The following is a 23,341-nucleotide window of genomic DNA, read 5'->3' as shown; positions in this document are numbered from 1 at the left end:
ATACTGGGCAAAATGTAGGAACACCAACGGATGCGACAGTAAAAGATGCACCGTATGATGCGGATGCACATAAACCAACGATCAAAGAACCAACTGCAGGCGACAATAAAGTAGATGGTACAGGTGTGCCAGGCGATACAATCATCTTAAAAGATAAAGATGGCAATAAAATTGGTGAAGGCACGGTCGATAAAGATGGCAACTACACGATCCCAACGGATCGCCCACTTGAAAAAGGTGAAGTGATTACAGCTACACCAAATACTGGGCAAAATGTAGGAACACCAACGGATACGACAGTAAAAGATGCACCGTATGATGAAAAAGCGCATAAGCCAACGATCAAAGAACTAACTGAAGGCGATAATAAAGTAGATGGCACAGGTGTACCAGGCGATACAATCATCTTAAAAGATAAAGATGGCAATAAAATCGGTGAAGGCACAGTGGGAGAAGATGGAACATTCATCACATCTACTACACGTCCATTGAAAAAAGATGAAGTGATTACGGCTACACCAAATACTGGGCAAAATGTAGGAACACCAACAGATGCGACAGTAAAAGAAGCACCATATGATAAAAAAGCGCATAAACCAACGATCAAAGAACCAACTGAAGGCGATAATAAAGTAGATGGCACAGGTGTACCAGGCGATACAGTCATCTTAAAAGATAAAGATGGTAATAAAATCGGTGAAGGCACCGTCGACAAAGATGGCAACTATAGCATCAAAACCGACCGTCCATTGAAAAAAGATGAAGTGATTACGGCTACACCAAATACTGGGCAAAATGTAGGAACACCAACGGATGCGACAGTAAAAGAAGCACCATATGATAAAAAAGCGCATAAACCAACGATCAAAGAACCAACTGAAGGTGACAATAAAGTAGAAGGTACAGGTGTACCAGGCGATACAATCATCTTAAAAGATAAAGATGGTAATAAAATCGGTGAAGGCACCGTCGATAAAGATGGCAACTATAGCATCAAAACCGACCGTCCACTGAAAAAAGATGAAGTGATTACGGCTACACCAAATACTGGGCAAAATGTAGGAACACCAACGGATGCGACGGTAAAAGAAGCACCATATGATGAAAAAGCGCATAAACCAACGATCAAAAAACCAAACGAAGGTGACAATAAAGTAGAAGGTACAGGTGTACCAGGCGATACAATCATCTTAAAAGATAAAGATGGTAATAAAATCGGTGAAGGCACGGTCGATAAAGATGGCAACTATAGTATTCCGATTAATCGTCCTTTAGAAAAAGGTGAAGTGATTACAGCAACGCCAATTACTGGTGATCATATGGGAACACCAACGGAAGCTACTGTTTCTGATGCACCAAAAACGGGTGGAGTACCAACAGAAAAGAATCCTATAGAATCAATTACACCAACACCAATACCAAATAATGGTTTGGGTTCGTTAAATGATACGATTAAGAAAGATTTACCGAATAATTTAGCAACTAATAATGGAACAACACCATTAGCAACACCAAATTTACTAAATAGTACAGTTCCAAAAACTAATGGGCAAGGTAATCTTTCTACATTACCTCAAACGGGTACTGAAAATACATTTACTAAATTATTACTTGGTTTAGGTACAATGTTTGTAGCACTTTCAGCATTTATGTTTAAAGGGTTGAGAAGAAAGAATAAAATGAACTAAAAAAAATCCTGCAAGCAATGATGTCTCATTTTTTAACAGAGGAATCTTATATGAGCTACTTCGAAAGAAGTAGACTTATATAAGGTTTTTTTTATTTTTAGTAGGAGAAGGGGGTATGGTGAAATAATAGGCACCAAATAATGAAAAATAGTATACTTATAATAGGAAGAAACTCAAATTATAAAAGGTGGTTTTAATCGATGGATGAGCAAATAACGCTGTGGATTACACAATTTCAAAAAAATAAGGATGCCGATGCACTAGGAAGTTTAAAGGCGCATTGTGCGAGCATGCTTGAACCTTTATTTTTAGAATTTACAGAGAAATATGGAGAGGAAGCAGGAGAACTCTTACGTTTGAAATGGGATAAACGATTTTTCTTTATTTTTTCAAAATATCAACTGAATGTTGGTTTACCCTTAGAAAGCTTCGTTGAAAATACATATCGCTTTTATTTTATACAAGTATTACGTAAAGCAGGTTACACGAAGTAATACACAAAAAAATCCCCCTCACTTGATGATTACAATCAAGGAGGGGGATTTTTTTAACTAAAGGCGATGTCTTCTGCTAGATGTGTAAATACTTCACCTACGGTAGAGTCTTCATCATAAATAGATGAACCGGTATTTTCTTCTGGTTTTGCGAAAGGTACACGAGCGAGCACACTACAATTTAATGAGCGTGCTAGGTTATCGCCGCCACCTTGTCCGAGTATATAATTTTTCTTACCATCTGGCGTTTCAAAATAGGCCATGTTTTCTACAACCCCTAATACTTCATGCTTCGTATGAAGTGCCATCATGCCTGCACGTGAGGCTACGTAGGAAGCTGCATTATGAGGTGTTGTTACAATAATTTCTTTGGCTTGTGGAATCATCGCTGCAACATCAATTGCTACATCGCCTGTACCAGGAGGCAAGTCTAGCAGTAAATAGTCGAGCTCACCCCAATGTGTATTCACTAGGAAATTACGAATCCATTTATTTAGCATGGGACCACGCCACATAACGGGTTGATTGTCCTTCGTATAAAAGCCCATCGACATAATTTTTACACCATCGATTTCAACGGGAATCGCTATTTTATCAATCATCGTTGGTTTTTGCTGTGCGCGCATCATTGCTGGAATACTGAAACCATAAATATCTGCATCAACAATTCCGACTTTTTTACCAAGACGTGCAAGAGCAGTTGCTAGATTAATCGTAATCGTAGATTTACCAACGCCTCCCTTGCCACTTGTGATTGCGATAAATTGCACGCCAGAATCAGGTGCAAGCATTTTTGGCATACCTTGACCATCCACATTCTGCGTTTTTAAAGACGCTGTTAAAATCATGCGCTCCTCATCTGTCATCGTACCAAATTGTACGGAAACTTTTGTCGCACCAAGCGCCATAATGGCTTCTTCAACATCTTGTTGGATTTTCGCTTTTAATGGACAGCCTTTAATAGTGAGAATAATTTCTAGTGATACATGCGAATCGGAAATTTGTACATTCCTTACCATATTCAGCTCAACAACACTTTTATGGAGCTCCGGATCATGGACATCTTTTAATGCATTTACAATGTTTTCGTTCGTTAACATTCGGTATACCACCTTACTATTTTAAATTGCTGCCGAGTCCTTTTAAGAAATGAATGCCGAAATTCATCGCACGATTTACATCCGGATCATTCATCATTTTGATTAGTTTGAGTTTGCTGATTTTATCGGTCGTTTCAATCGCTTTATTGGCCTCATCGACACCACTCATCAAACCAGCCACAAGTTTTGTTGTAACAGCGGGATCTAATTCAGCAAGAGCACCAGCAGCACCCATCATATTATTAATCATATTCGTCACGGGTTTGCTTGTCAGCTGACCTAATGCGATATTTGCTACTTCTTCTTTCGCTTCAAGCATTTTATTGGCGGCTTCTAGTGCGCCAATTGAATCCAATTCACCGATGAGCGTCAAAATTTGTGTAACAGCGCGATCATTGTCAGTGACAAGTTTTTTCAAACTCGCTAATTTTTGAGTCGTTATTTGTTCTTCAGATAACACTTCTTTTTTAATCGTTTTTATTGGTGCAGCCATTGCTTACTCCCCCTTATCAGTTGTTAAGTGAACATAATCTGGGCGATTCCATTTACGTTGCACTTCGACTCCATTTTGTGGATGACGTTTTTTATAACGTGGGTTTGTACGAGGAAGTGGATTTTTCCCTCTTGGTTTTAATACTTCCACTTTGACCTTCGTTTGTTTATAAGCTGGAGTAGAAGTACGAATATCAGCACCAGGGCCTGTCAAGAAGTTAATTGCCGAATCCTTACTTGTCGAATTCATCGGTAAGAATAATTCATTGCCAGATACACGGTCTGTGACAAGAGCGCTCAATTTTAATGCACCAAACGGTGACACAAGACGTATGAGGGCACCTGTTTCAATCTGACGTTCTTTGGCAAGTTCAGGAGATACTTCAACGAAAATTTCTGGTACTTTTTCTTGAATTCCTTTTGATTTATTCGTCATATTCCCCTCATGAAAATGCTCCAGCATACGGCCGTTATTAATATGACAATCATATTGATCTTCGAATTCATATGGCGTTACCCAGTCATATAAAGCAAAGCGTGCTTTTTTATCTGGAAAGTGGAAACCATTTTCATAGAGTAATGGTGTATCTGTACCATTTTCTGCATCTCCCCAACAGAAGCTACCCCAATCAGCTAACACATCATAATTGGCTTCTTTGAATAGCGGAACAAGGCTGACAATTTCATCGAAAATATCGCTTGGATGGCTATAATTCCAGTCAGCACCTAAACGGTTAGCAATCAACTGCATAATTTCCCAATCAGCTTTCGAGTCACCAAGTGTTGGTAAAGCTTTGTATAGACGTTGGACGCGGCGCTCTGTATTTGTAAATGTACCGTCTTTTTCTAAAGAAGGGGCAGCTGGTAATATAACATCGGCATATTGTGCTGTACGTGACATGAAAATATCTTGTACGACAAAGAAGTCCAATTCAGATAATACTTTATCAACATGGTTAGCGTTGCAGTCTACAAGTGCCATATCTTCGCCAACTAAATACATGGCTTTCATCGTTCCTGCTTCAATAGCATCGAGCATTTGCATATTGGTTTTTCCTAATTCAGGGCGGATAGTTACGCCATATGCTTCACCAAATTTAGTACGAGATTCTTCATCTAATACTTTTTGATACCCAGGTAGTAGATTTGGTAATGTACCCATATCACAAGCACCTTGCACATTATTATGTCCACGAAGTGGATAGGCACCTGCACCAGGGCGGCGATAATTACCGGTAGCTAATAATAAATTAGAAATTGCAGCGGATGTATCTGAACCGCCAGTGTTTTGTGTTACACCCATACCCCAGAGGATACACGTACCATCCGCATCGCGAATCATTTTTGCTACATTAATCAATGTTTCAGGTGAAAGACCTGTGTGTTTCTCAGCATATTGTAAGGTGTATTTTTCTAAGACATCGTTAAAATCATCGAAAAAATTAACATTCTCTGTGATGAATGCTTCATCATGCCATCCTTGATCAATCATATATTTTGTCACAGCCATTAACCACACTTGATCCGTACCTTGTTTTGGATGAAGATGGATATCGGAGCGTTCGGCCATTTCATTTTTACGAACATCAGCCACAATCAGCTTTTGGCCGTGTAATTTATGTGCACGTTTCACGCGAGTCGCCAATACAGGATGACCTTCTGCAGGATTTGCGCCGATGATGATGACAAGCCCAGCTTGTGCGATATCTTTAATCGTGCCAGCATCGCCCCCCATACCTACTGTACGGAATAAGCCATCTGTTGCTGGAGATTGACAATAACGTGAACAGTTATCAACGTCATTTGTTTCAAATAATTGACGTGCCATTTTTTGCATGAGGTAGTTTTCTTCATTCGTAATTTTGGATGAAGAAATAAAGCCGACAGAACCGTGACCAAATTCTTTTTTATAGCCACCTAATTTAGTTGCGACTAAATCCAAAGCCTCATCCCAAGATGCCTCAACAAATTCGCCATCTTTACGAATTAATGGTGTTGTAATACGTTCTTCCGAGTTAACAAAGTCCCAACCGAATTTTCCTTTGACACATGTTGAAATAGCATTGACAGGACCTTCTGATGGTTGTATTTTAAGGATTTTCCGATCTTTCGTCCACACTTCGAATGAGCAACCAACACCACAGAATGTACAAACGGTTTTTGTTTTTTTCGTACGTTTACTACGCATAGCAGCCTCTACTTCAGAGATAGCGAAAATACCGCTATAACCAGGTTCAACCTCTTTGATTAAGTCAATCATTGGTTCTAATGTTTCTGGTTTGATGCTCGTCATAAAGCCAGCCTCACCTAGCATTGATTTTTCCATTAATGCATTACATGGACAAACTGTGACACATTGACCGCAACTGACGCATGACGAATCATTGATATCAACACCTTCATCCCAGATGACACGTGGTTTTTCAGCTTCCCAATCAAGCGATAATGTTTCGTTTACTTGTAGGTTTTGACATACTTCAACACATTGACCACACGCGATACATTGGTTAGCATCGTAGCGATAAAAAGGGTGTGATGAATCGATAGGGTTTTCTTCAACCTTAGGTGTATAGGGGTATTTTTGATGTTCGATGCCCATCATTTCAGTCGTATTATGCAGTGTACAGTTACCATTGTTATTATCACAAACTGTACAATACAACATATGATTTTCTAGTAGGCGATCCATCGCTTCCGTTTGTGCTGCTTTAGCGCTTATTGATGCGAGTTGGATATCCATGCCGTTGACAGCTTTTGTCGAGCAAGAACGGACAAGTTTGCCATCTACTTCTACAATACAAGTATCACAAGTTTGGATAGGGTCAACTGTTGGTACATAACAAACCTGGGGATGTTCAAGCTTATGAGCATTAATTGTTTCTAAAATGGTAGCATCATCTGCTACATCATAGGGTGTACCATTAATTTTGATTTGGGTCATGGCTATTTCCTCCGTTTTCATATTCTGATACTTATGAACAGCAAGTTAGCTTTGAAAGTAAGTAGGGAATAGTGAATCGAGCTATCTATTTTAATTGTCTTGTTATATTAGCTATTCCCTATTTGCTACAAATATATGATTAAAATGTAATAATGCTGAAAAATTAACGAGTGTACATCTGCGTATCAGAACTTTCTAAAAAAAAATCCACCATGAATCAACATACGCAAAAAAGTATGTTGACTATACATGGTGGATAAAATTATTAACATGACTTGCTAATAATCCAATCTACTTTTTAATTGAAAAAAATTGAATAAAAGATATCACTCATTCCAATCATTTAAAGTATTCGCTCAGTGCTACTGAATAAGAAAATACCAAAAATAATAACAAGAAGAAAAACCCATTATTAACTGAAATAATTATAGTACTTTTAGCAAAGTTACACAATAACAAATAAGAAATATTGTTTGGTGATAATTATTCTCATTAAAATTAATACTTTAAATTTCCTGTAAGTTGCTATATCATTAACGAATTGTAAGGGTATCCTCACAGTCGAAATAGAAAAATAAAGTAAAAAAACGTTGGGGGAATCTTTAATATGTCTCAGAAAATCCATGAATTTAACGATATCATTCGTAAACTACGAAAGGATTTGTTTGGCAAGGGTCCAGAACGTATCCATACAGTTTTTGTAGAAAACATGGCAATATCAACTTTGACAGGCAATGTGACACCAACGGAAAAATTCATCGCAAGTACGGCAGATGGATTGAAGATGGTGCATGCTGCGCGTACAACAATGATTCAAGACCTCTATGCGCAACAGACACCAGAAGGTATGGAGGAATTAGTTGGCTCGAAGCTACTCCATCTTTTTTCAGATATTAAAATTGAAGAAGATATCGCCATATCCGTATTTGTTTTTGAAGATCCGATTAGTCAATAAAGGAGGTGCCTGATGGAAAACACAGTGACAAGGCAGGTGCTACGTATTGTTGGTGACGATGTCCAGAAAGTGAAAGATACAGTCGTTACAGAATATGCAGTGACTGTAAAAATTAATCAAGAAGAATTTGTAACGATGGTTTGTACACCGGAATACGTAGAAGATATGGTGATTGGGTATTTGGCATCTGAACGGGTGATTCGTAATTTTGATGAAATCGAAAGTATTTGGCATCAGGAAAAAGAAGGCTTTGTTCATGTGAAAACCAAAAAAGTAAATCCTTATTTTCAACAAATGCAAAATAAGCGTTATATAACTTCTTGCTGTGGCGCTAGTCGTCAAGGTTTTGTATTCGCAAATGACGCCCTTGTAGCCAAAAAAATGACAGACGTACATGTGCGTGTCACACCTAAAGATTGCTACCGCTTGATGCGTGCGTTACAAAATTCAGCGGATGTTTTTCAACAAACAGGTGGTGTTCATAATGCGGCACTCTGTGATAAATCAGGTATTGTCTTAGGTCGTATGGATATTGGACGCCATAATGCACTCGATAAAATATATGGCTATTGCTTAAGAAATAATATAGTGATGCACGATAAAATTATTGTATTTAGTGGGCGAATCTCTTCAGAAATCTTGTTAAAAGTTTCTAAAATTGGTTGTGAGATTGTCCTATCGAAATCTGCACCAACCGAACTTGCTCTTGAATTGGCAGAGGGTTTAGGGATTACGACTGTTGGCTTTATCAGAAAAGACGCGATGAATGTATATACGCATGAAAAACGCATTCAATTACAAAATGACAGTTCATTGAACTCGTGATAGAAGGAGGAATTGCATATGAAACATGTAGTAGACCAACTTCAAAGACCGCTTAGGGATTTACGTATATCCGTAACAGATCGTTGTAATTTTCGTTGTAGCTATTGTATGCCAGCAGAAGTATTTGGACCAGACTATGCATTTTTACCACATGAAAAAATCTTAAGTTTTGAAGAAATTGAAAGACTGGTAAAAGTTTTTGTAGGATTTGGTGTACAAAAAATTCGCATTACAGGTGGAGAACCTTTACTACGCAAAGATTTACCGCAATTAATCAAGAGGATTCATGGGGTTGAGGGTGTAGAAGATATTGCTATGACAACAAATGGAACCTTGCTTAAAAAATATGCACAAGCTTTAAAGGATGCGGGTTTGGCACGTGTATCAGTCAGTTTAGATTCATTGGATGAGGATCGTTTCTTAGAAATGAATGGTCGAAGAGGTAAAGTAAAGACGGTTCTTGAAGGAATTGAAAAAGCGGCACAAGTAGGGCTGCAAGTAAAAATTAATATGGTTGTAAAAAAAGGGAAAAATGAACAAGATATTGTTCAAATGGCCGAATTTTTCAAAGGTAAACAACATATTCTTCGATACATCGAATATATGGATGTCGGCAATTCAAACGGTTGGCGATTAGATGATGTTGTAGCAAAAAAAGACATTATTGAACAGGTGAATACTTTTTCACCGCTTGAAGCAATTGCTCCAAATTATAAAGGAGAAGTGGCATCACGTTTTGAGTATCAGGATAAAAAGACAGAGATCGGAGTAATCTCCTCCGTGACAGAATCTTTTTGTTCAACATGCTCACGTGCACGCATTTCTGCTGAAGGTAAGCTCTATACATGTTTATTTGCCACTAAAGGGACAGATTTACGTGAATTATTGCGAGTTGATGAGGACGATACAGCCATCAAGAACTGTATTTCGACTGTATGGAAGGAACGCAAAGATCGTTATTCCGATGAACGTAATGAGCAGACAATGGCCGAGAGAAAAAAATCGAAAATTGAAATGTCTCATATTGGTGGGTAACGAGCGTAAATTTGATACTTAGACACTTGAGGAGATGTAATTTTTAATGGCTTTTAATAAACCTGCAGAAATCGCTGATATAGCAATTAATATCGGTGTAGAAAAAGTAGATTCAACAGTAAAAAAAATGCTTGTGTTAGGATTTTTAGGTGGCGCGTTTATCGCATTAGGCTTTTTATTAGATATTCGTGTGATGGCGGCAATGCCTGCTGAATGGGGAAGTTTTGTCACATTTTTAGGTGCAGCTGTCTTCCCACTTGGCTTAATTTTAGTATTATTGGCTGGAGCAGATTTAATTACAGGGAATATGATGACTGTACCAATGGCTTTTTTTGCAAAAAAAATAAATATTTCGCAATTATTATATAACTGGTTTTGGGTGACGGTAGCTAATTTACTTGGGGCACTATTTGTAGCCTTTGCATTTGGGCATTTTTTAGGCTTAACAGAAACAGGTGTTTTTTTAGATAAAACAATCGCAATTGCAGATGCTAAAATCGGTGACTCATTTTTACATACGTTTGTATCAGCAATTGGCTGTAACTGGCTAGTATGTTTAGCCTGTTGGTTATGTTTTGGTGCCAATGATTTCGTCGGTAAAATACTGGGGATTTGGTTCCCGGTAATGGCTTTTGTTACATTAGGATTCCAACATGTTGTCGCAAATATGTTCGTGATTCCAGCAGCAATCTTTGCTGGTCATGCAACATGGATGCAATTAATTGATAATGTAATTCCAGCATTTTTGGGTAATGCAGTGGGTGGCGCATTATTTGTAGGCGCTATATACTTTGTTGCTTATAACAAAAAGAAAGCAGTAAATATATAAAAAAAGAGCCTGAGACAAACGTATTTTCAACAGAGAAAATCCCGTATGATTTTTCGAAATCATATGGGATTATTCATTTCAATCAATTTCCACTGCGAAAAACGCTTTCCGCGGACATGGCTGAAAACGCCTCGTCACTACGTTCCATTGATTTGATTATTCGTATTGGAGGCATGTTATTTTTGTTCTGTCCCAGCCCCAATAGTTTGTTTACTCGTAATTAAAAGTTCCACTTTTACCGCCTGTTTTTTGTACAAGATACGTATTTTTGATGACCATTGTTTTATCGACGGCTTTACACATATCATAAAATGTTAGTGCAGCAACAGACACGGCCGTTAATGCCTCCATTTCGACACCGGTCTTTCCGCTACATGTAACAGCTACCTCTATATGAAGTTCATAGCCTTCTGCCGTTTTTTTATAATCAAACGTAAAATCTGTACCTTGTAACATAATAGGGTGGCACATCGGAATAATATCCGCTGTTTTTTTGGCACCCATGATGCCAGCAATTTGCGCGACCTGTGTGGGATCTCCTTTTTTAATCTGTCCATTTTGAATAGCATCATAAACGGCATTTGATAATGTAATGATACTTCGGGCGATCGCTGTACGTTTAGAAGGATTTTTATCAGAAATATCGACCATTTTGGGTCTACCTTCTTCATTCCAATGTGTAAAGTTTGTCATCATTTATCTCCTTTGGGCCAATCTGTTTCATAATTTATATTTGTAAAAACATTGTCGTTAACTGAGAAATCTACATAATGCACACGAATTTCAGCAAGTAAAGCTTTCATGCTCCGGTGATTATTTGCCACTAGTTTCGTTGTAGTTGCTAGCGCGCTCCGGCGATAGAGTGCAGCTAATGGCTGTATACGTGCAGACTGTTGTGGTATAACTGCATCATAGCAACTATCGATTTTTTGCAGTAATAATTTTACGAAGTCTGCAGACATATAGGGCATATCACTTGCGATGACGAAAAACCATTCGATATCAGGGTTCTCAATAAAGAGCTGATGCAATGCAAAAAGCGGGCCTTGATGACTTGGTGTTTCAATGAGCCAAGTGACATCGCTATGCGGTGGAAAAGATGGGAATAGTGCATCATTCGTTGCGATAATAATGGGGCAAAGATTGTTTTGTCTAAGCGCATTAAGGCTATGGTGGTACAATGGCAAACCCTGAAAAACTTCAAACATTTTATGGCGACCAAAACGTGAAGACTGACCACCCGCTAAGATGACACCTGCAATGATCATGGGCGATTCAATTCCCCAACAAAATGTTGGACGGTTGGTATAATCAATTGTTTCATCGCCAAAGTAACGGCATTTTTAGAACCAGGGATGAGATAAATAGCAGTTTGTTGACGACAACCAGCTGTTGCACGACTGAACATCGCCTTTGGACCAATGGCATCATAACTTAAAGAGCGAAAGAGTTCGCCAAAGCCTGTCATTTCTTTTTCAAATAACGGTGTCAGTGCTTCAAAACTTTGATCTCGTGGTGAAAATCCACTACCGCCAGTGACGATAATCGTATTGATTGAGGGATTTTGGCACCATTTTTTTATATGTTCGATTAACCGAAGTGGTTCATCCTTTTCAATCAGATAAGCTTGAATTGAAAAAGAGGCAGCAGATAAAGCTTCATGAATGTACAGACCACTGCTATCTGTTTTTTCGGTTCGCGTATCACTAACCGTTAAAATGGCAGCAGAAATTGCATGCTCATTATGTGTCGGGTGCATCATTAATAGCCTCCTTACTAGTATAGTGAGTTTTATTATAAAGCTATAAATCCAAACGTCAAATTAAAATAACAAAAAGAAGGGTGGAGAACATCAATGGAGGATCGTTATTCGAGACAGCAACTATTTCGTCCAATTGGCATGAATGGACAACAATTATTGCAACAAAAACATGTCCTCATTATTGGTGTTGGCGCGCTAGGCAGTGCTAGCGCAGAAGCACTAGTAAGAGCAGGTATCGGTCGATTAACAATTGTTGATCGCGATTATGTAGAGTGGAGTAATTTACAGAGGCAACAACTCTATACAGAAGCAGATGCACATGAAAAACTACCAAAAGTGATTGCAGCAAAAGCACGTCTACAAGCTATTAACTCACAAGTAATAATTGATGCTCATATTTTAGATGCATCGAGCCCCGAGTTGCTACTACTTCTAGAGACAGTGGATGTTATGATTGATGCTACGGATAATTTTGATATTCGTTTTATCATCAACGATATAAGTACAAAATATAAAATCCCATGGGTGTATGGTTCATGTGTGAGTAGTTATGGTGCAGTGTATACAATTATTCCCGGAGAGACACCTTGTTTCCATTGCTTACTTGATGTTATACCAACTTCAACGTTAACTTGCGATACAGCGGGCATTATTAGTCCAGCTGTTCAAATTGTTGCAGCTTACCAAGTAGCAGAAGCCTTGAAATTAGTAACGAATAATAAAGAAGCTGTAAATCGGAAATATAAAACTTTTGATGTTTGGCAAAATCAGAATATGGACATCGATGTTGGAAAGATGCGAAAAATGCAGTGCCCATGCTGCGGTGAGCAGGCGATACATCCTTATTTAGCATACGAAAACCAAACAAAACTTGATGTATTATGCGGTAGAGATGCTGTGCAAATTAGACCACCGAAAGCAATTCAGTACAATTTTTCTGAATTGGTCCAACAGCTTCAGCAACATGGTCATGTTCAAAGTAATGCTTATTTATTGTCTTATGAAGTGCCGGAGTACCGTTTTGTTCTTTTCCAAGATGGACGTGTTGTTATACATGGTATACGAGACGAGCAACAAGCAAAAAAAATCTATTATCAGTTATTAGGATAGGAGTGTTGAATATGGTAGAAAAAAGAATCCCTCTGGCTGTTTCACAGGCAGTGCAACATATTATGAATTATGCTAGTGAAGGACCGGAAGAATATGTTAGTTTAGAATCAGCTTATACAAGGTTTTTAGCACAGGATATCGCAGCAGATCAAGATGTTCCACCATTTAATCGTTCTCCATACGATGGTTTTGCCATTCGTGCGATGGATAGTCAGTCAGCAAGTGCCGAACAGGCTGTGCGATTTAAAGTTGTTGGTACAATTGGTGCAGGTTTTGTCTTTGAAGAAAGAGTCCAAGCATTTGAAGCGGTGCGAATTATGACAGGTGCCCCAATTCCATTGGGCTGTGATGCAGTAGTTATGTTGGAATTGACGATGAATGAAGAAGTTGATGGACAAGCATTCATGTCTATTAAACGACCATATACAACCGGAACGAATATATCCTATCAAGGTGAAGATGTAAAAAAAGGTGACATACTTATTGAGAAGGGGCAGTCTATTAACCCAGGAATAGTCGCTTTACTTGCCACATTTGGTTATGCAGAGGTACCGGTATTTCGTAAGCCAATCGTCGGCATCATCGCGACAGGAAGTGAATTGTTAGAACCTAATGAAGCCCTAGTTCCAGGGAAAATTCGCAATAGTAATGCCTATATGACAATGGCACAAATCGAACGTGCAGGTGCTACGGTAAAATATTTTGGTAAATTTAGTGATGATTTAGCTGTTTGTATCGATGTGGTAAAGGAAGCATTGTCAGAAGTAGATTTACTGATTACAACAGGGGGCGTATCTGTTGGAGATTTCGACCACCTACCAGCAATTTATGCAGCGCTTGAAGCGGAAGTATTATTCAATAAAGTGGCGATGAGACCTGGCAGCGTAACGACGGTTGCAGCACTAAATGGTCAACTATTATTTGGATTATCGGGTAATCCATCAGCTTGTTATGTAGGATTTGAATTATTTGTAAAACCAATTATTCGTCGTATATTGGGCAGTGCAAAGCCACATTTACGAAAAGAAAAAGCGCTACTAGGTGAAGATTTTACGAAAGCTAATCCATTTACGCGCTTCGTACGTGCGACTATTCATTTTGCTAATGGTCAACTTATTGCGACGCCATCCGGTTTTAATAAATCGAGTGCTGTATCTTCTTTGGCAACAGCAGATGCTTTCATTGTTTTACCAGGTGGTTCAAGAGGTTACGAAAAAGAGATGTTAGTTGATGTATTATTACTAGATGATTTACAAGGAAGTGAGTGGCCATGGGACAATATCACAAAGTACTCCAAGTTGTAGGTTATCAAAATAGCGGTAAAACGACATTGATGGAGCAGTTAATTATACAAGCTGAAAAAGACGGCTATCGCGTCGCAGCAATCAAACATCATGGGCATGGTGGGATGCCAAATAATGATCAATCAAAGGATAGTGCGCGTCATGAAAAAGCGGGTGCGATAATCACAGCGGTTGAGGGCGACGGTATGCTAAGGATGAGTATTCACCAGCAGGAATGGTCGCTTGCTACTATATTAGCTATTTATGAAAATTTTGATATCGATCTTGTCTTAGTAGAGGGATATAAAAAAGAAAAATTCCCTAAAATTGTAATTTTACAATTAGAGGAAGATTTCTCTTTATTAAAGAGTTTAGAAAATATTATATGTGTTTTGTATTGGCCAACCTACACTGGACCAGCTTGTACGCAATTCCCCGCTTTTTCAATCGATGATTCACAACAATATATGGCGTTTTTACGTAAGGAAATGGGGCAGAATCATGCAGCACAATAAATTTGAAATTGTCGATGAGGCAATTGATGTAGAGCAAATGCGTCAAAAAGTGATGAGTCGTAATGCCGGTGCGCTCACGTTATTTATCGGTACGGTACGCGAAATGACAAAGAGCAAAAAAACATTATCCTTACAATATGAAGCCTATGCACCAATGGCAGTGAAAATGTTCGAACAGATTGAACAAGAAATTCTCGTGAAATGGCCGGATGTTTTACTAGCTATTACACATCGCGTTGGTCATCTGGCCATTTCAGATATTGCGGTGGTGATCGCTGTTTCTTCGCCACATCGAAAAGTAGCCTATGAAGCAAATGAGTTTGCTATTGAAAGAATTAAACAAATTGTTCCTATTTGGAAAAAGGAATATTGGGAAGATGGAACTGCTTGGATTGGCGATCAGTTGGAGAATATTCCCTATCCACAAGGTAAACCAAAGAGAGAGGAGGAATAAGCAATGATTGAAATTTTCTTTTTCGCTCATCTTCAAGAAGTGATGGGGAAACAAAAATTATCTGCACCACTTGCAAATCAATGTGTGGCTGATGTGAAAAAGTGGTTGATGATAGAATATCCATTGATGTCATTAGCGCAGGTCATGTCTGCAGTCAATGAGGAATTTGCAACCGATGATACAATTGTTAAAGAAGGAGATACGATTGCCTTCATTCCACCTATTAGCGGTGGTTAATAGTATTAAAACTCCTGCCAAATAGACAGGAGTTTTTTTGTTTTATCTCAAATTTAGATGATTGCTTGTTTTTGGACAGGTAACTTTTTCTTGTCACATTTTTATAAGATGGACGAGTAATAACATAATGAAGGAAATGGCAATCATACTAATGACCAACGACCAAGCGAGCGTCATATTACCGGAGTCAATAGCCATGTAAATAGCGAGGGGCGCAGTTTGTGTTTTCCCTGGTAAATTTCCTGCAAACATGAGCGTTGCACCGAATTCACCAAGTGCACGGGTGAAGCTCAAAATGGCACCGGATATAATCGCTTTTGATGCTAGGGGAATGGAGATGAAGAAAAAGACCTGCCACTCTTTTGCGCCGTCAATGCGCGCAGCGTTTTCGATATCTTCATCAACACCTTCGAACCCTGTTTTGGTTGATTGATACATAAGTGGGAAGGCGACAACAATCGATGCGATAACAGCTGCCCACCATGTGAACATGATGGGGGCATGGAATAACCACACGATGAAATCGCCAGCAAAGCTGTTTTTCCCAAAGAGTATAATGAGTAAAAATCCTACGACAGTGGGCGGTAATACGAGCGGTAATAAAAGTACTGTTTCGAATAAAAGCTTCCCTTTGAACTGTCTTTTTGCCATCCATTTGCCTAATAGAATGCCGACAACTAAGACGATGATTCCTGCTACAAATGCGGTTTCGATCGATAGTTTAAGAGGAGTCCAAAATTCGGTACTCATAGATTAATTTGCTCCTTTAAAACCGTATTTTTCAAATACTTTCATCGCTTTTTCACTCTGTAAAAACGCATAAAATGCTTGCGCTTCTTCCATATGCTTACTATCTTTAATAATGCCTACTGGATAAATAATAGGCGTGTGCCACTCACTTTTTGCTGTAGCTATAATCGTCGCTTTGTTGGTTGTTAGGGCATCTGTTTTATAAACAATTCCTGCATCAACATTACCTGTTTCAACATATGTTAAAACTTGTCGAACGTCTTTAGCGTAGACAGTTTTTGCTTCAAGCGTGGTCCATAACTTCAATTTTTTTAATGTTTCAAGACCATATTGACCTGCTGGTACTACTTCAGGTGTGCCAAGTGCAATTTTTGAAGCTTTTGTTACATCTTTAAATGCATGTATTTTTTTTTCATTGTCTTTTGGAACGACTAATACAAGCTCATTTGATAAAAGATCAATGCCATGTTTTTTTTCAATCAACTCATCTTTGATTAGGGCGTCGAACTGATTTTGAGCAGCAGAGAAAAATAAATCTACTGGTGCACCCTGTGAAATCTGTTGTTGTAATGCACCTGACCCGCCGAAATTGAATTGTAATGTAACATCTGCGTGTTCCTTTTTATAAATCGTTTGAAGGTCCACTAAAGAATCCTGCAAGCTTGCAGCTGCTGAAATCGTTAATTCAGTCGTGTGCTTTTTTGAAGATTCTTTCGAAGCATCATTACTTGTACATCCTGTAAGGATCATCATAAATAAGAAGCTCATTCCTAATAAACTATAAATCTTTTTCAATGAAATTCGAACTCCTTTTATAGCTCGTTATAACAAGACATAACCAATTATAATTAGTTATAACAAAAAAGGAAAGAAAAAATATAAAAAAGATTTCTTTTTGCCATATTTTTTATAAATACGGTAGAATTATAAAGAGCAGCATGGGAGGAGAGTTAGACATGCCACAGGATTATTCATATACGATTGAAGAGGTTGCGCAGCGATTAAAAGTGTCAAAACTTACTATATATGATTTAGTGAAAAAAAAGGAATTAGCTGTTTTTAGGGTAGGACGTCAAATGCGTGTAAATGAAGAGGATTTACATGCGTATATTAACCGCAATAAAACAGGCAGTCATGAAAAAATAAGTATAGAAACATCGAAAATACTTCCTTCACCTGCCCCTTCAAAACTAATTATTAGCGGGCAAGACGTCGTTTTAGATGTTTTAGGTAAATATCTTGAAAAAGAGACGGAAGCTAAAATATTACGTTCACATGAAGGTAGTTATAATGGTGTGTTAGCGATGTATAATGGTGACTGCGATATTGCGAGTATGCATATGTACGATGGAGATACGGGTGAATACAATACTTCCTATTTGAAAAAAATATTCGTTAGTCATCCATATATTCTAATCAATTTATTAACACGACGTGCTGGTTTTTATGTTGAAAAAGGTAACCCTCTCGGCATTGAAAAATTTGAAGACATTACTCGACCTCATTTACGTATAATCAACCGAGAAAAGGGTTCGGGTGCACGCGCTTTACTGGATGAAAAACTGCGTATTCATCAAATTCCTCGTACGACTATTATGGGGTATGAGGATGAAGAGAGGAGTCATTTAGACGTAGCATCTATAGTAGCGCGCGGCTATGCTCAAATTGCTGTAGGAATCGAGCAAACGGCTAAACTCGTCAATGTTGATTTTATACCACTTGTTGAAGAACGTTATGATATTGTCTTGTTTAAAACAGCAGCTAACGAAGTATTAATAAATAAGGTCAAATCGATCTTAACGTCACGATTATTTCAAGAAGAAGTGAAGGCACTTGGAGGCTATAATATTAGTCAGATGGGTGAGGTAATCTATGAAACCTTATAAAAAAGAGCCTGAGACAAACGTGTTTTCAACAGAGAAAATCCCGTATGATTTTTCGAAATCATACGGGATTATTCATTTCAATCCATTTCTGCTGCGGACATGGCTTCCAACGCCTCATCATTACGTTCCTGTGGAGTTTTCAGCTCATGCTATTCCCGCAGGCGTCGTTTTCTGTGCGTTCCATTGATTTGATGATTCGTATGGGAGACATACTATTTTTGTTCTGTCCCAGGCTCTTTTTTATCGAATGAAGTTTGTTGTATGAGCATCAAAAAAAAGAATAGTTGTAGCTGTGAGGGATAAGGACTCACCAACCTGATAATGATGTTGACCTTGTAAAGTAAGCGTCCAACTTTGCTCTTTCATTTGTAACGTAATATGCGTTTCATGACCAAGCTGTTCCAGCGCAACAATAGGTAATTCAAAGTCACAACCAATTGTTAGTTGTTCCGGACGAATACCGATGATCAGTGCTGTATCTTGAGGCAATGCAGCATATTGCTGTTCAGTCACCGTTAGTGAATAACAGCCTGCAATAATTAATGTATGGTCATTCAAAATAGCATGCGCGCTATTAATGGTAGGCGAACCGATGAACTGTGCGACAAAAAGATTGGTTGGTTGATTATACAATTCAAGTGGTGTACCAATCTGTTGAATGTCACCTTGATGTAATACCATGATACGATCGCCCATAGTCATTGCCTCTGTTTGATCATGAGTGACATAGATTGTTGTTAATCCCAAAGTCTGTTGTAATTGTTTGATTTCTATACGCATTTGCGCACGTAACTTAGCGTCAAGATTGGATAAAGGTTCATCCATTAAGCAAAGAGGGGCATGACTGACGATTGATCTAGCTAAGGCTACACGCTGCCGTTGTCCTCCTGAGAGCTCTTTTGGTTTTCGTTTACTATAAGGTGCAAGCCCAAGTAGTGTGATACATTCTTGCAGTCGTTTTTGCTGTTGCTCTTGATCGAGTCCCTTGCATTTTAGACCAAAAAGAATATTATCTTCTACGGTTAGGTGAGGATAGAGTGCATAATTTTGAAAAACCATTGAGAGATTTCTTTCTCTTGGTGAACGTGTATCCATACGCTCACCATTCAAAAGAATTTGCCCACCATCCATTTTTTCTAAACCAGCTATTATTTTGAGTAAGGTGCTTTTTCCAGAACCGGAAGGACCGACAAGAACAAAAAATTCACCTTCTTCTATCGTTAAGCTGATATTATGTAATACCTTTGCTTCACGATGAAAGGATTTGTGTATGGCATTTAATTGTAAGAAGCCCAAGCTTATCACCTCATTTTCTAGAATCATTGTCATTCTAACATATAGTATGTATTGATGTAGCAATATATCGTACTTTTCCGTTGAGTGTTACGCATAATGTGACTATACTAAAGTAGTAGTATTGTGACAATTTTTTCTAATTCAAAAGGGGATGAATAGATGAAAGCAGCGTTAATATACAATGCCAAAGATGTTCGAATTGAAGAGGTAGAGGTAGCACAAGTAACAACGGGTTTAGCAAAAGTCGCAGTGGAATAGACAGGTATTTGCGGCTCTGATTTACATGCATATCATCATGGTGCAGGTATTCCTATCGAAGCAGCTCATGCTTTTACAGGCGATCAAGCACCTTTGGTATTGGGCCATGAATTTGCAGGCACTGTCGTGGAAATTGGTGAAGATGTGACAAATGTGATGGTGGGAGATCGCGTAACGATAGAACCTATTTTATATTGTGGTAAATGCATTCATTGTAGAAAAGGTAGCTATAATTTATGTACAGTATCTCAAGGAGCATTTCTCGGTCTTGCTAAAGATGGAGGTTTCGCAGAATTTGCGGTGACGGAAGCATCAAGAATGCATAAAATTCCAGATAATATGTCGTTGGAAGAAGCCGCATTAGTCGAACCAACTGCAGTAGCTTTCCATGCAGTGCGTAAAAGTGGCTTGAAAGTAGGGCAAACTGTAGCTGTTTTTGGTGCAGGACCAATTGGTTTATTAACATTGTTAGCGGCACAGGCTGCTGGTGCTACAACGACATTTGTCGTCGATCTCTCTAAAGAGCGACTTGAGAAGGCGCGAGAGCTTGGTGCAACATATACGATTAACCCGTTAGAAGAAAATGCGGTTGAAAAAATAATGCGTATAACAGGTAGTGGAGTGGATATTGCTTTTGAAGCTGCGGGCGCACAACCAACATTTACGAGTGCGATGAATGCTATCGATGCAGGTGGTACAGTAACGGTTGTAGCGGTCATTCCAATTGATGTAACGATGAATGCTATCATGCCATTAATTAAAGAAACAACATTGAATTTTAGCTGTGCCTATGCCAATGAATTTCCACAAGTAATTGACTTAATTGCATCTGGGAGATTGGATGTTAAAAAAGTAATTACCAAGAAAATTACTTTGGCTCATTTAGTGGAACAAGGCTTGGAACTACTTTTAGTAGATAAAAGTCAGGCGAAAATAATAGTTAGTCCCAAGTAAGTATTTGAAACCATATACCAAAAGCATTTAATCGCTTTTGGTATATGGTTTTTACTAAATAAAAAGTGGTTTATTTATTTGAATTACAACCTACAGTTGCGTATCATACTAGTCAAGATCATAAAACGACAGCAAAAGGAGAGAGGCCAATTAAATGAGAGGACAAAGATTAATATGCCGAACATTTGGGCAGCCAGAAAAAGTGCTGCAGTTAGAGGACATTTCCATCTCTCCACCACAACAAGATGAACTAGTAGTACGCATGATTGCTCGACCGATTAATCCTTCTGATCTAATACCGATTCGTGGTTCATATAGTCATCGTATCGATCTGCCCTATATACCGGGTTATGAAGGTGTTGGTATAGTAGAACAAGTGGGCAGTAGCGATTATAAGCATTTAATTGGTCAGCGTGTCTTACCGCTTCTTGGGCAAGGCACATGGCAGCAATATGTGACTTCACCGGCCCGTTTTGCAATCCCGATTCCTAGTAGTATTGATAATATAACTGCTGCCCAATTATATATAAATCCATTGACTGCTTTTGTCACAAGTAGGGAAGTGCTACAGTTGAAAATGGGAGACGTTTTGCTCGTCAATGCCTGTAATTCAGCTATTGGTAAACTCTATATTCAACTATCAAAAATCTACGGTTTTCGCGTCATTGCAGTGACAAGAAATAATCATCATACAGAGGAGTTACTGCGTCTTGGAGCGGAGGTAGTTATTGATACAACGACGATGTCATTATTTGAAACAGTCATGGCATTAACAAATGGTTGTGGAGCGGATGCCGCTATTGACTCAATAGGAGGAAGACAGGGCAATAACTTAGCTTTTGCTGTGCGTCCCAATGGCCAATTTTTGACGATTGGATTACTTTCGGGTGAGCAAGTAAATTGGTCAGCAATTGTCAATAAAGCATATGTAGAGGCAAATATTTTTCATTTGCGTCATTGGAATCATCAAGTAACTGTTGAGCAATGGCAATCGACCTTCAAACAATTAATTCAGCTCATAGAGGCCGGAAAGTTGGAGCTAATGAAGCCGAGTGCGCAATTTAGTTTACAGCAATATAAAACAGCAATTTCAGCAGTAGAAGACCAGATTGGCAAGGTGTTTTTAGTGTAGTGGTATTTTGGGCACGTTATTTTCCGCTTTTTACAATGGATAAAAAAACAGAATTGCTAGCTATGTAAACCATTAAGAGCAGCAATAGGATAAAAGAATAGCCTATTTTCACCGCCGCGATCTCCTGTAATTGTCGCAGTGAATAGCGAGGGAAAACAATACGATTACTCGAATTTTAAAGGCTATCATTTGTAAAAATGATGAAATATCCCGTACTATTCAAATTATAAAAAAAGAAGGAGAATGATCATATGACAGAAAAATTTAATGCGCTCATTGTAGACGATACAAATGATTTTGTAGTTGAGGTTCGTCAATTAACTTTGGCTGATTTACCAGCTGGAGACGTCTTGATTAAGGTAGCCTATTCATCTATTAACTATAAGGATAGCCTTGCTTCTATCCCAAATGGCAATATAGTAACTTCTTATCCATTTGTTCCAGGCATTGATTTGGCGGGTGTTGTCGTATCATCAGAGGATCCTCGTTATAAAGAAGGCGATGAAGTAATCGCAACAAGCTATGCAATCGGCGTATCTCATTTTGGTGGTTTTAGTGAATATGCACGAATTTCTGCTGAATGGATTGTACCGTTGCCAGCAGGTCTATCGATGAAAGAAGCGATGACGATTGGAACAGCGGGTTTTACAGCAGCATTATCTGTCATGCGTTTAGAAGAAAATGGCTTGACGCTGCATAAGGGAAAGGTATTAGTCACTGGTGCTACTGGTGGAGTAGGTAGCTTCGCTGTCTCCATTTTATCAAAATTAGGATATGATGTGGAAGCAAGTTCAGGTAAAGAGCAAGAGCATGCTTATTTAACGCAACTAGGGGCTAAAACTATTATTTCGCGAGAAGCTGTATATGATGGTAAAATTCGTGCACTAGGACAACAAAACTGGGTAGCAGCAGTTGATTCGGTTGGCGGTGAACCTTTAGCAGCATTATTAAGTCAAATTACGTATGGTGGATCGGTAGCCAGCAGTGGTTTAACAGCAGGAACCAATTTACCAACTAGTGTATTTCCATTTATATTGCGCGGCGTGAATTTACTGGGTATTGATTCTGTATTTTGTCCGATGGAAAAACGACGCCAAGTTTGGCAACGACTCGCAACCAATTTTAAACCAACCAATTTACAGGATTTTATCTTAGAAGAAATTTCATTACAGCAACTACCAGAAAAGTTGCCTATGCTCCTAAAAGGACAGGCACGTGGAAGAATGCTTGTGAAATTATAAACATGGGAAGGCATCTCCTTAACAAGGGAGATGTCTTTTTTATGGACACCACACTTCAAATGGCATACAACAAGAAGTGATTTTATGATGGGTGAAGATAATTG

Annotated in this window: 24 protein-coding genes; 15 read left to right on the top strand and 9 right to left on the bottom strand. The window is 38.6% G+C overall.

Translation table 11 applies throughout. The features are described 5' to 3' along the window. The coding region (locus tag DEX24_RS10330; protein ID WP_146192983.1) for an Ig-like domain-containing protein at positions 1–1,688 on the top strand (1,688 nt) is incomplete at its 5' end. Positions 1,689–1,888: 200 nt separating this feature from the next. Continuing rightward, positions 1,889–2,182, top strand: coding sequence for a hypothetical protein (locus DEX24_RS10325; protein WP_109306354.1), 294 nt, complete (start codon positions 1,889–1,891; stop codon positions 2,180–2,182). Between the two features lie 53 nt (positions 2,183–2,235). Here the strand turns inward: DEX24_RS10325 and DEX24_RS10320 are convergent, their stop codons facing one another. The 3 genes from DEX24_RS10320 to fdhF are packed head-to-tail and all read right to left on the bottom strand — an operon-like array spanning position 2,236 to position 6,715. Beyond that, entirely contained in the window at positions 2,236–3,282 is a 1,047-nt protein-coding gene (locus DEX24_RS10320; protein ID WP_109306353.1) for a P-loop NTPase, read from the bottom strand. Positions 3,283–3,298: 16 nt separating this feature from the next. Next, positions 3,299–3,775 carry a helical membrane plugin domain-containing protein gene (locus DEX24_RS10315; RefSeq protein ID WP_109306352.1) on the bottom strand — a complete coding sequence of 159 codons (477 nt, stop codon included), beginning with the start codon at positions 3,773–3,775 and terminating at the stop codon, positions 3,299–3,301. Between the two features lie 3 nt (positions 3,776–3,778). Next, positions 3,779–6,715, bottom strand: a complete 2,937-nt coding sequence (gene fdhF / locus DEX24_RS10310) for a formate dehydrogenase subunit alpha (protein ID WP_109306351.1) — start codon at positions 6,713–6,715, stop codon at positions 3,779–3,781. 607 nt (positions 6,716–7,322) lie between these two features. Here fdhF and DEX24_RS10305 point away from each other — a divergent pair. From DEX24_RS10305 to DEX24_RS10290, 4 genes are read left to right on the top strand one after another with little or no spacing between them, the layout of a single operon-like run. Then, positions 7,323–7,670: a Na-translocating system protein MpsC family protein gene (locus DEX24_RS10305; protein WP_109306350.1), complete on the top strand. Its 348-nt coding sequence runs from the start codon at positions 7,323–7,325 to the stop codon at positions 7,668–7,670. A 12-nt stretch (positions 7,671–7,682) separates the two neighbouring features. Beyond that, positions 7,683–8,495, top strand: a complete 813-nt coding sequence (gene fdhD / locus DEX24_RS10300) for a formate dehydrogenase accessory sulfurtransferase FdhD (RefSeq protein ID WP_109306349.1) — start codon at positions 7,683–7,685, stop codon at positions 8,493–8,495. 18 nt (positions 8,496–8,513) lie between these two features. Next, positions 8,514–9,530 (top strand): GTP 3',8-cyclase MoaA, encoded by a 1,017-nt coding sequence (gene moaA, locus DEX24_RS10295; protein WP_109306348.1) that lies wholly within the window; start codon positions 8,514–8,516, stop codon positions 9,528–9,530. Positions 9,531–9,576: 46 nt separating this feature from the next. Next, the gene (locus DEX24_RS10290; protein WP_109306347.1) at positions 9,577–10,359 is read left to right on the top strand and encodes a formate/nitrite transporter family protein; all 783 of its coding nucleotides are present in this window, start codon (positions 9,577–9,579) and stop codon (positions 10,357–10,359) included. A gap of 210 nt (positions 10,360–10,569) precedes the next feature. Here DEX24_RS10290 and moaC read toward each other — a convergent pair whose 3' ends face one another. From moaC to DEX24_RS10275, 3 genes are read right to left on the bottom strand one after another with little or no spacing between them, the layout of a single operon-like run. Further along, positions 10,570–11,052, bottom strand: coding sequence for a cyclic pyranopterin monophosphate synthase MoaC (gene moaC / locus DEX24_RS10285; protein WP_109306346.1), 483 nt, complete (start codon positions 11,050–11,052; stop codon positions 10,570–10,572). Then, on the bottom strand, positions 11,052–11,627 hold the full coding sequence (gene mobA / locus DEX24_RS10280) for a molybdenum cofactor guanylyltransferase (RefSeq protein WP_109306345.1): 576 nt from the start codon (positions 11,625–11,627) through the stop codon (positions 11,052–11,054). The genes moaC and mobA overlap by 1 nt, the downstream gene beginning before the upstream one ends. Then, a complete protein-coding gene (locus DEX24_RS10275) occupies positions 11,624–12,118 on the bottom strand; it encodes a MogA/MoaB family molybdenum cofactor biosynthesis protein (protein WP_109306358.1) in 495 nt (164 codons plus the stop codon). Before DEX24_RS10275 ends, mobA begins: the two co-directional genes overlap by 4 nt. 96 nt (positions 12,119–12,214) lie before the next feature. On the opposite strand from DEX24_RS10275, the gene DEX24_RS10270 reads away from it, so the two are divergent. The 5 genes from DEX24_RS10270 to moaD are packed head-to-tail and all read left to right on the top strand — an operon-like array spanning position 12,215 to position 15,720. Beyond that, the gene (locus DEX24_RS10270) at positions 12,215–13,231 is read left to right on the top strand and encodes a MoeB/ThiF family adenylyltransferase (RefSeq protein WP_109306344.1); all 1,017 of its coding nucleotides are present in this window, start codon (positions 12,215–12,217) and stop codon (positions 13,229–13,231) included. Positions 13,232–13,242: 11 nt separating this feature from the next. Next, on the top strand, positions 13,243–14,535 hold the full coding sequence (locus tag DEX24_RS10265) for a molybdopterin molybdotransferase MoeA (RefSeq protein WP_109306343.1): 1,293 nt from the start codon (positions 13,243–13,245) through the stop codon (positions 14,533–14,535). Continuing rightward, a complete protein-coding gene (gene mobB / locus DEX24_RS10260) occupies positions 14,502–15,029 on the top strand; it encodes a molybdopterin-guanine dinucleotide biosynthesis protein B (protein WP_109306342.1) in 528 nt (175 codons plus the stop codon). The genes DEX24_RS10265 and mobB overlap by 34 nt, the downstream gene beginning before the upstream one ends. After that, positions 15,016–15,483, top strand: a complete 468-nt coding sequence (locus DEX24_RS10255; RefSeq protein ID WP_109306341.1) for a molybdenum cofactor biosynthesis protein MoaE — start codon at positions 15,016–15,018, stop codon at positions 15,481–15,483. The genes mobB and DEX24_RS10255 overlap by 14 nt, the downstream gene beginning before the upstream one ends. A gap of 3 nt (positions 15,484–15,486) precedes the next feature. Further along, positions 15,487–15,720 (top strand): molybdopterin converting factor subunit 1, encoded by a 234-nt coding sequence (gene moaD / locus DEX24_RS10250; protein ID WP_109306340.1) that lies wholly within the window; start codon positions 15,487–15,489, stop codon positions 15,718–15,720. A 93-nt stretch (positions 15,721–15,813) separates the two neighbouring features. Here moaD and modB read toward each other — a convergent pair whose 3' ends face one another. Both modB and modA read right to left on the bottom strand, forming a co-directional pair. Continuing rightward, positions 15,814–16,470, bottom strand: coding sequence for a molybdate ABC transporter permease subunit (gene modB / locus DEX24_RS10245; RefSeq protein ID WP_109306339.1), 657 nt, complete (start codon positions 16,468–16,470; stop codon positions 15,814–15,816). Positions 16,471–16,473: 3 nt separating this feature from the next. Then, a complete protein-coding gene (modA, locus tag DEX24_RS10240) occupies positions 16,474–17,265 on the bottom strand; it encodes a molybdate ABC transporter substrate-binding protein (RefSeq protein ID WP_246131411.1) in 792 nt (263 codons plus the stop codon). A gap of 161 nt (positions 17,266–17,426) precedes the next feature. Here modA and DEX24_RS10235 point away from each other — a divergent pair, with 161 nt between their 5' ends. Next, a complete protein-coding gene (locus DEX24_RS10235; RefSeq protein ID WP_109306338.1) occupies positions 17,427–18,356 on the top strand; it encodes a helix-turn-helix transcriptional regulator in 930 nt (309 codons plus the stop codon). A gap of 240 nt (positions 18,357–18,596) precedes the next feature. Here the strand turns inward: DEX24_RS10235 and DEX24_RS10225 are convergent, their stop codons facing one another. Then, positions 18,597–19,652, bottom strand: coding sequence for an ABC transporter ATP-binding protein (locus DEX24_RS10225; RefSeq protein WP_109306336.1), 1,056 nt, complete (start codon positions 19,650–19,652; stop codon positions 18,597–18,599). A gap of 264 nt (positions 19,653–19,916) precedes the next feature. Between DEX24_RS10225 and DEX24_RS10220 the strand changes: the two genes are divergently transcribed. From DEX24_RS10220 to DEX24_RS10210, 3 genes are all read left to right on the top strand, one after another. Further along, on the top strand, positions 19,917–20,864 hold the full coding sequence (locus DEX24_RS10220) for a zinc-binding dehydrogenase (protein ID WP_281288183.1): 948 nt from the start codon (positions 19,917–19,919) through the stop codon (positions 20,862–20,864). A 154-nt stretch (positions 20,865–21,018) separates the two neighbouring features. Next, positions 21,019–21,996 (top strand): zinc-dependent alcohol dehydrogenase family protein, encoded by a 978-nt coding sequence (locus tag DEX24_RS10215; protein ID WP_109306335.1) that lies wholly within the window; start codon positions 21,019–21,021, stop codon positions 21,994–21,996. Positions 21,997–22,247: 251 nt separating this feature from the next. After that, positions 22,248–23,237, top strand: coding sequence for an acrylyl-CoA reductase family protein (locus DEX24_RS10210; RefSeq protein ID WP_109306334.1), 990 nt, complete (start codon positions 22,248–22,250; stop codon positions 23,235–23,237). Positions 23,238–23,341: the final 104 nt, after the last annotated feature.

The sequence above is a fragment of the Kurthia sibirica genome (assembly GCF_003143975.1).
Taxonomy (GTDB): domain Bacteria; phylum Bacillota; class Bacilli; order Bacillales_A; family Planococcaceae; genus Kurthia; species Kurthia sibirica.
The sequence above is the reverse complement of the archived record's forward strand: the minus strand, read 5'-3'. Positions and strand labels throughout refer to the sequence as shown.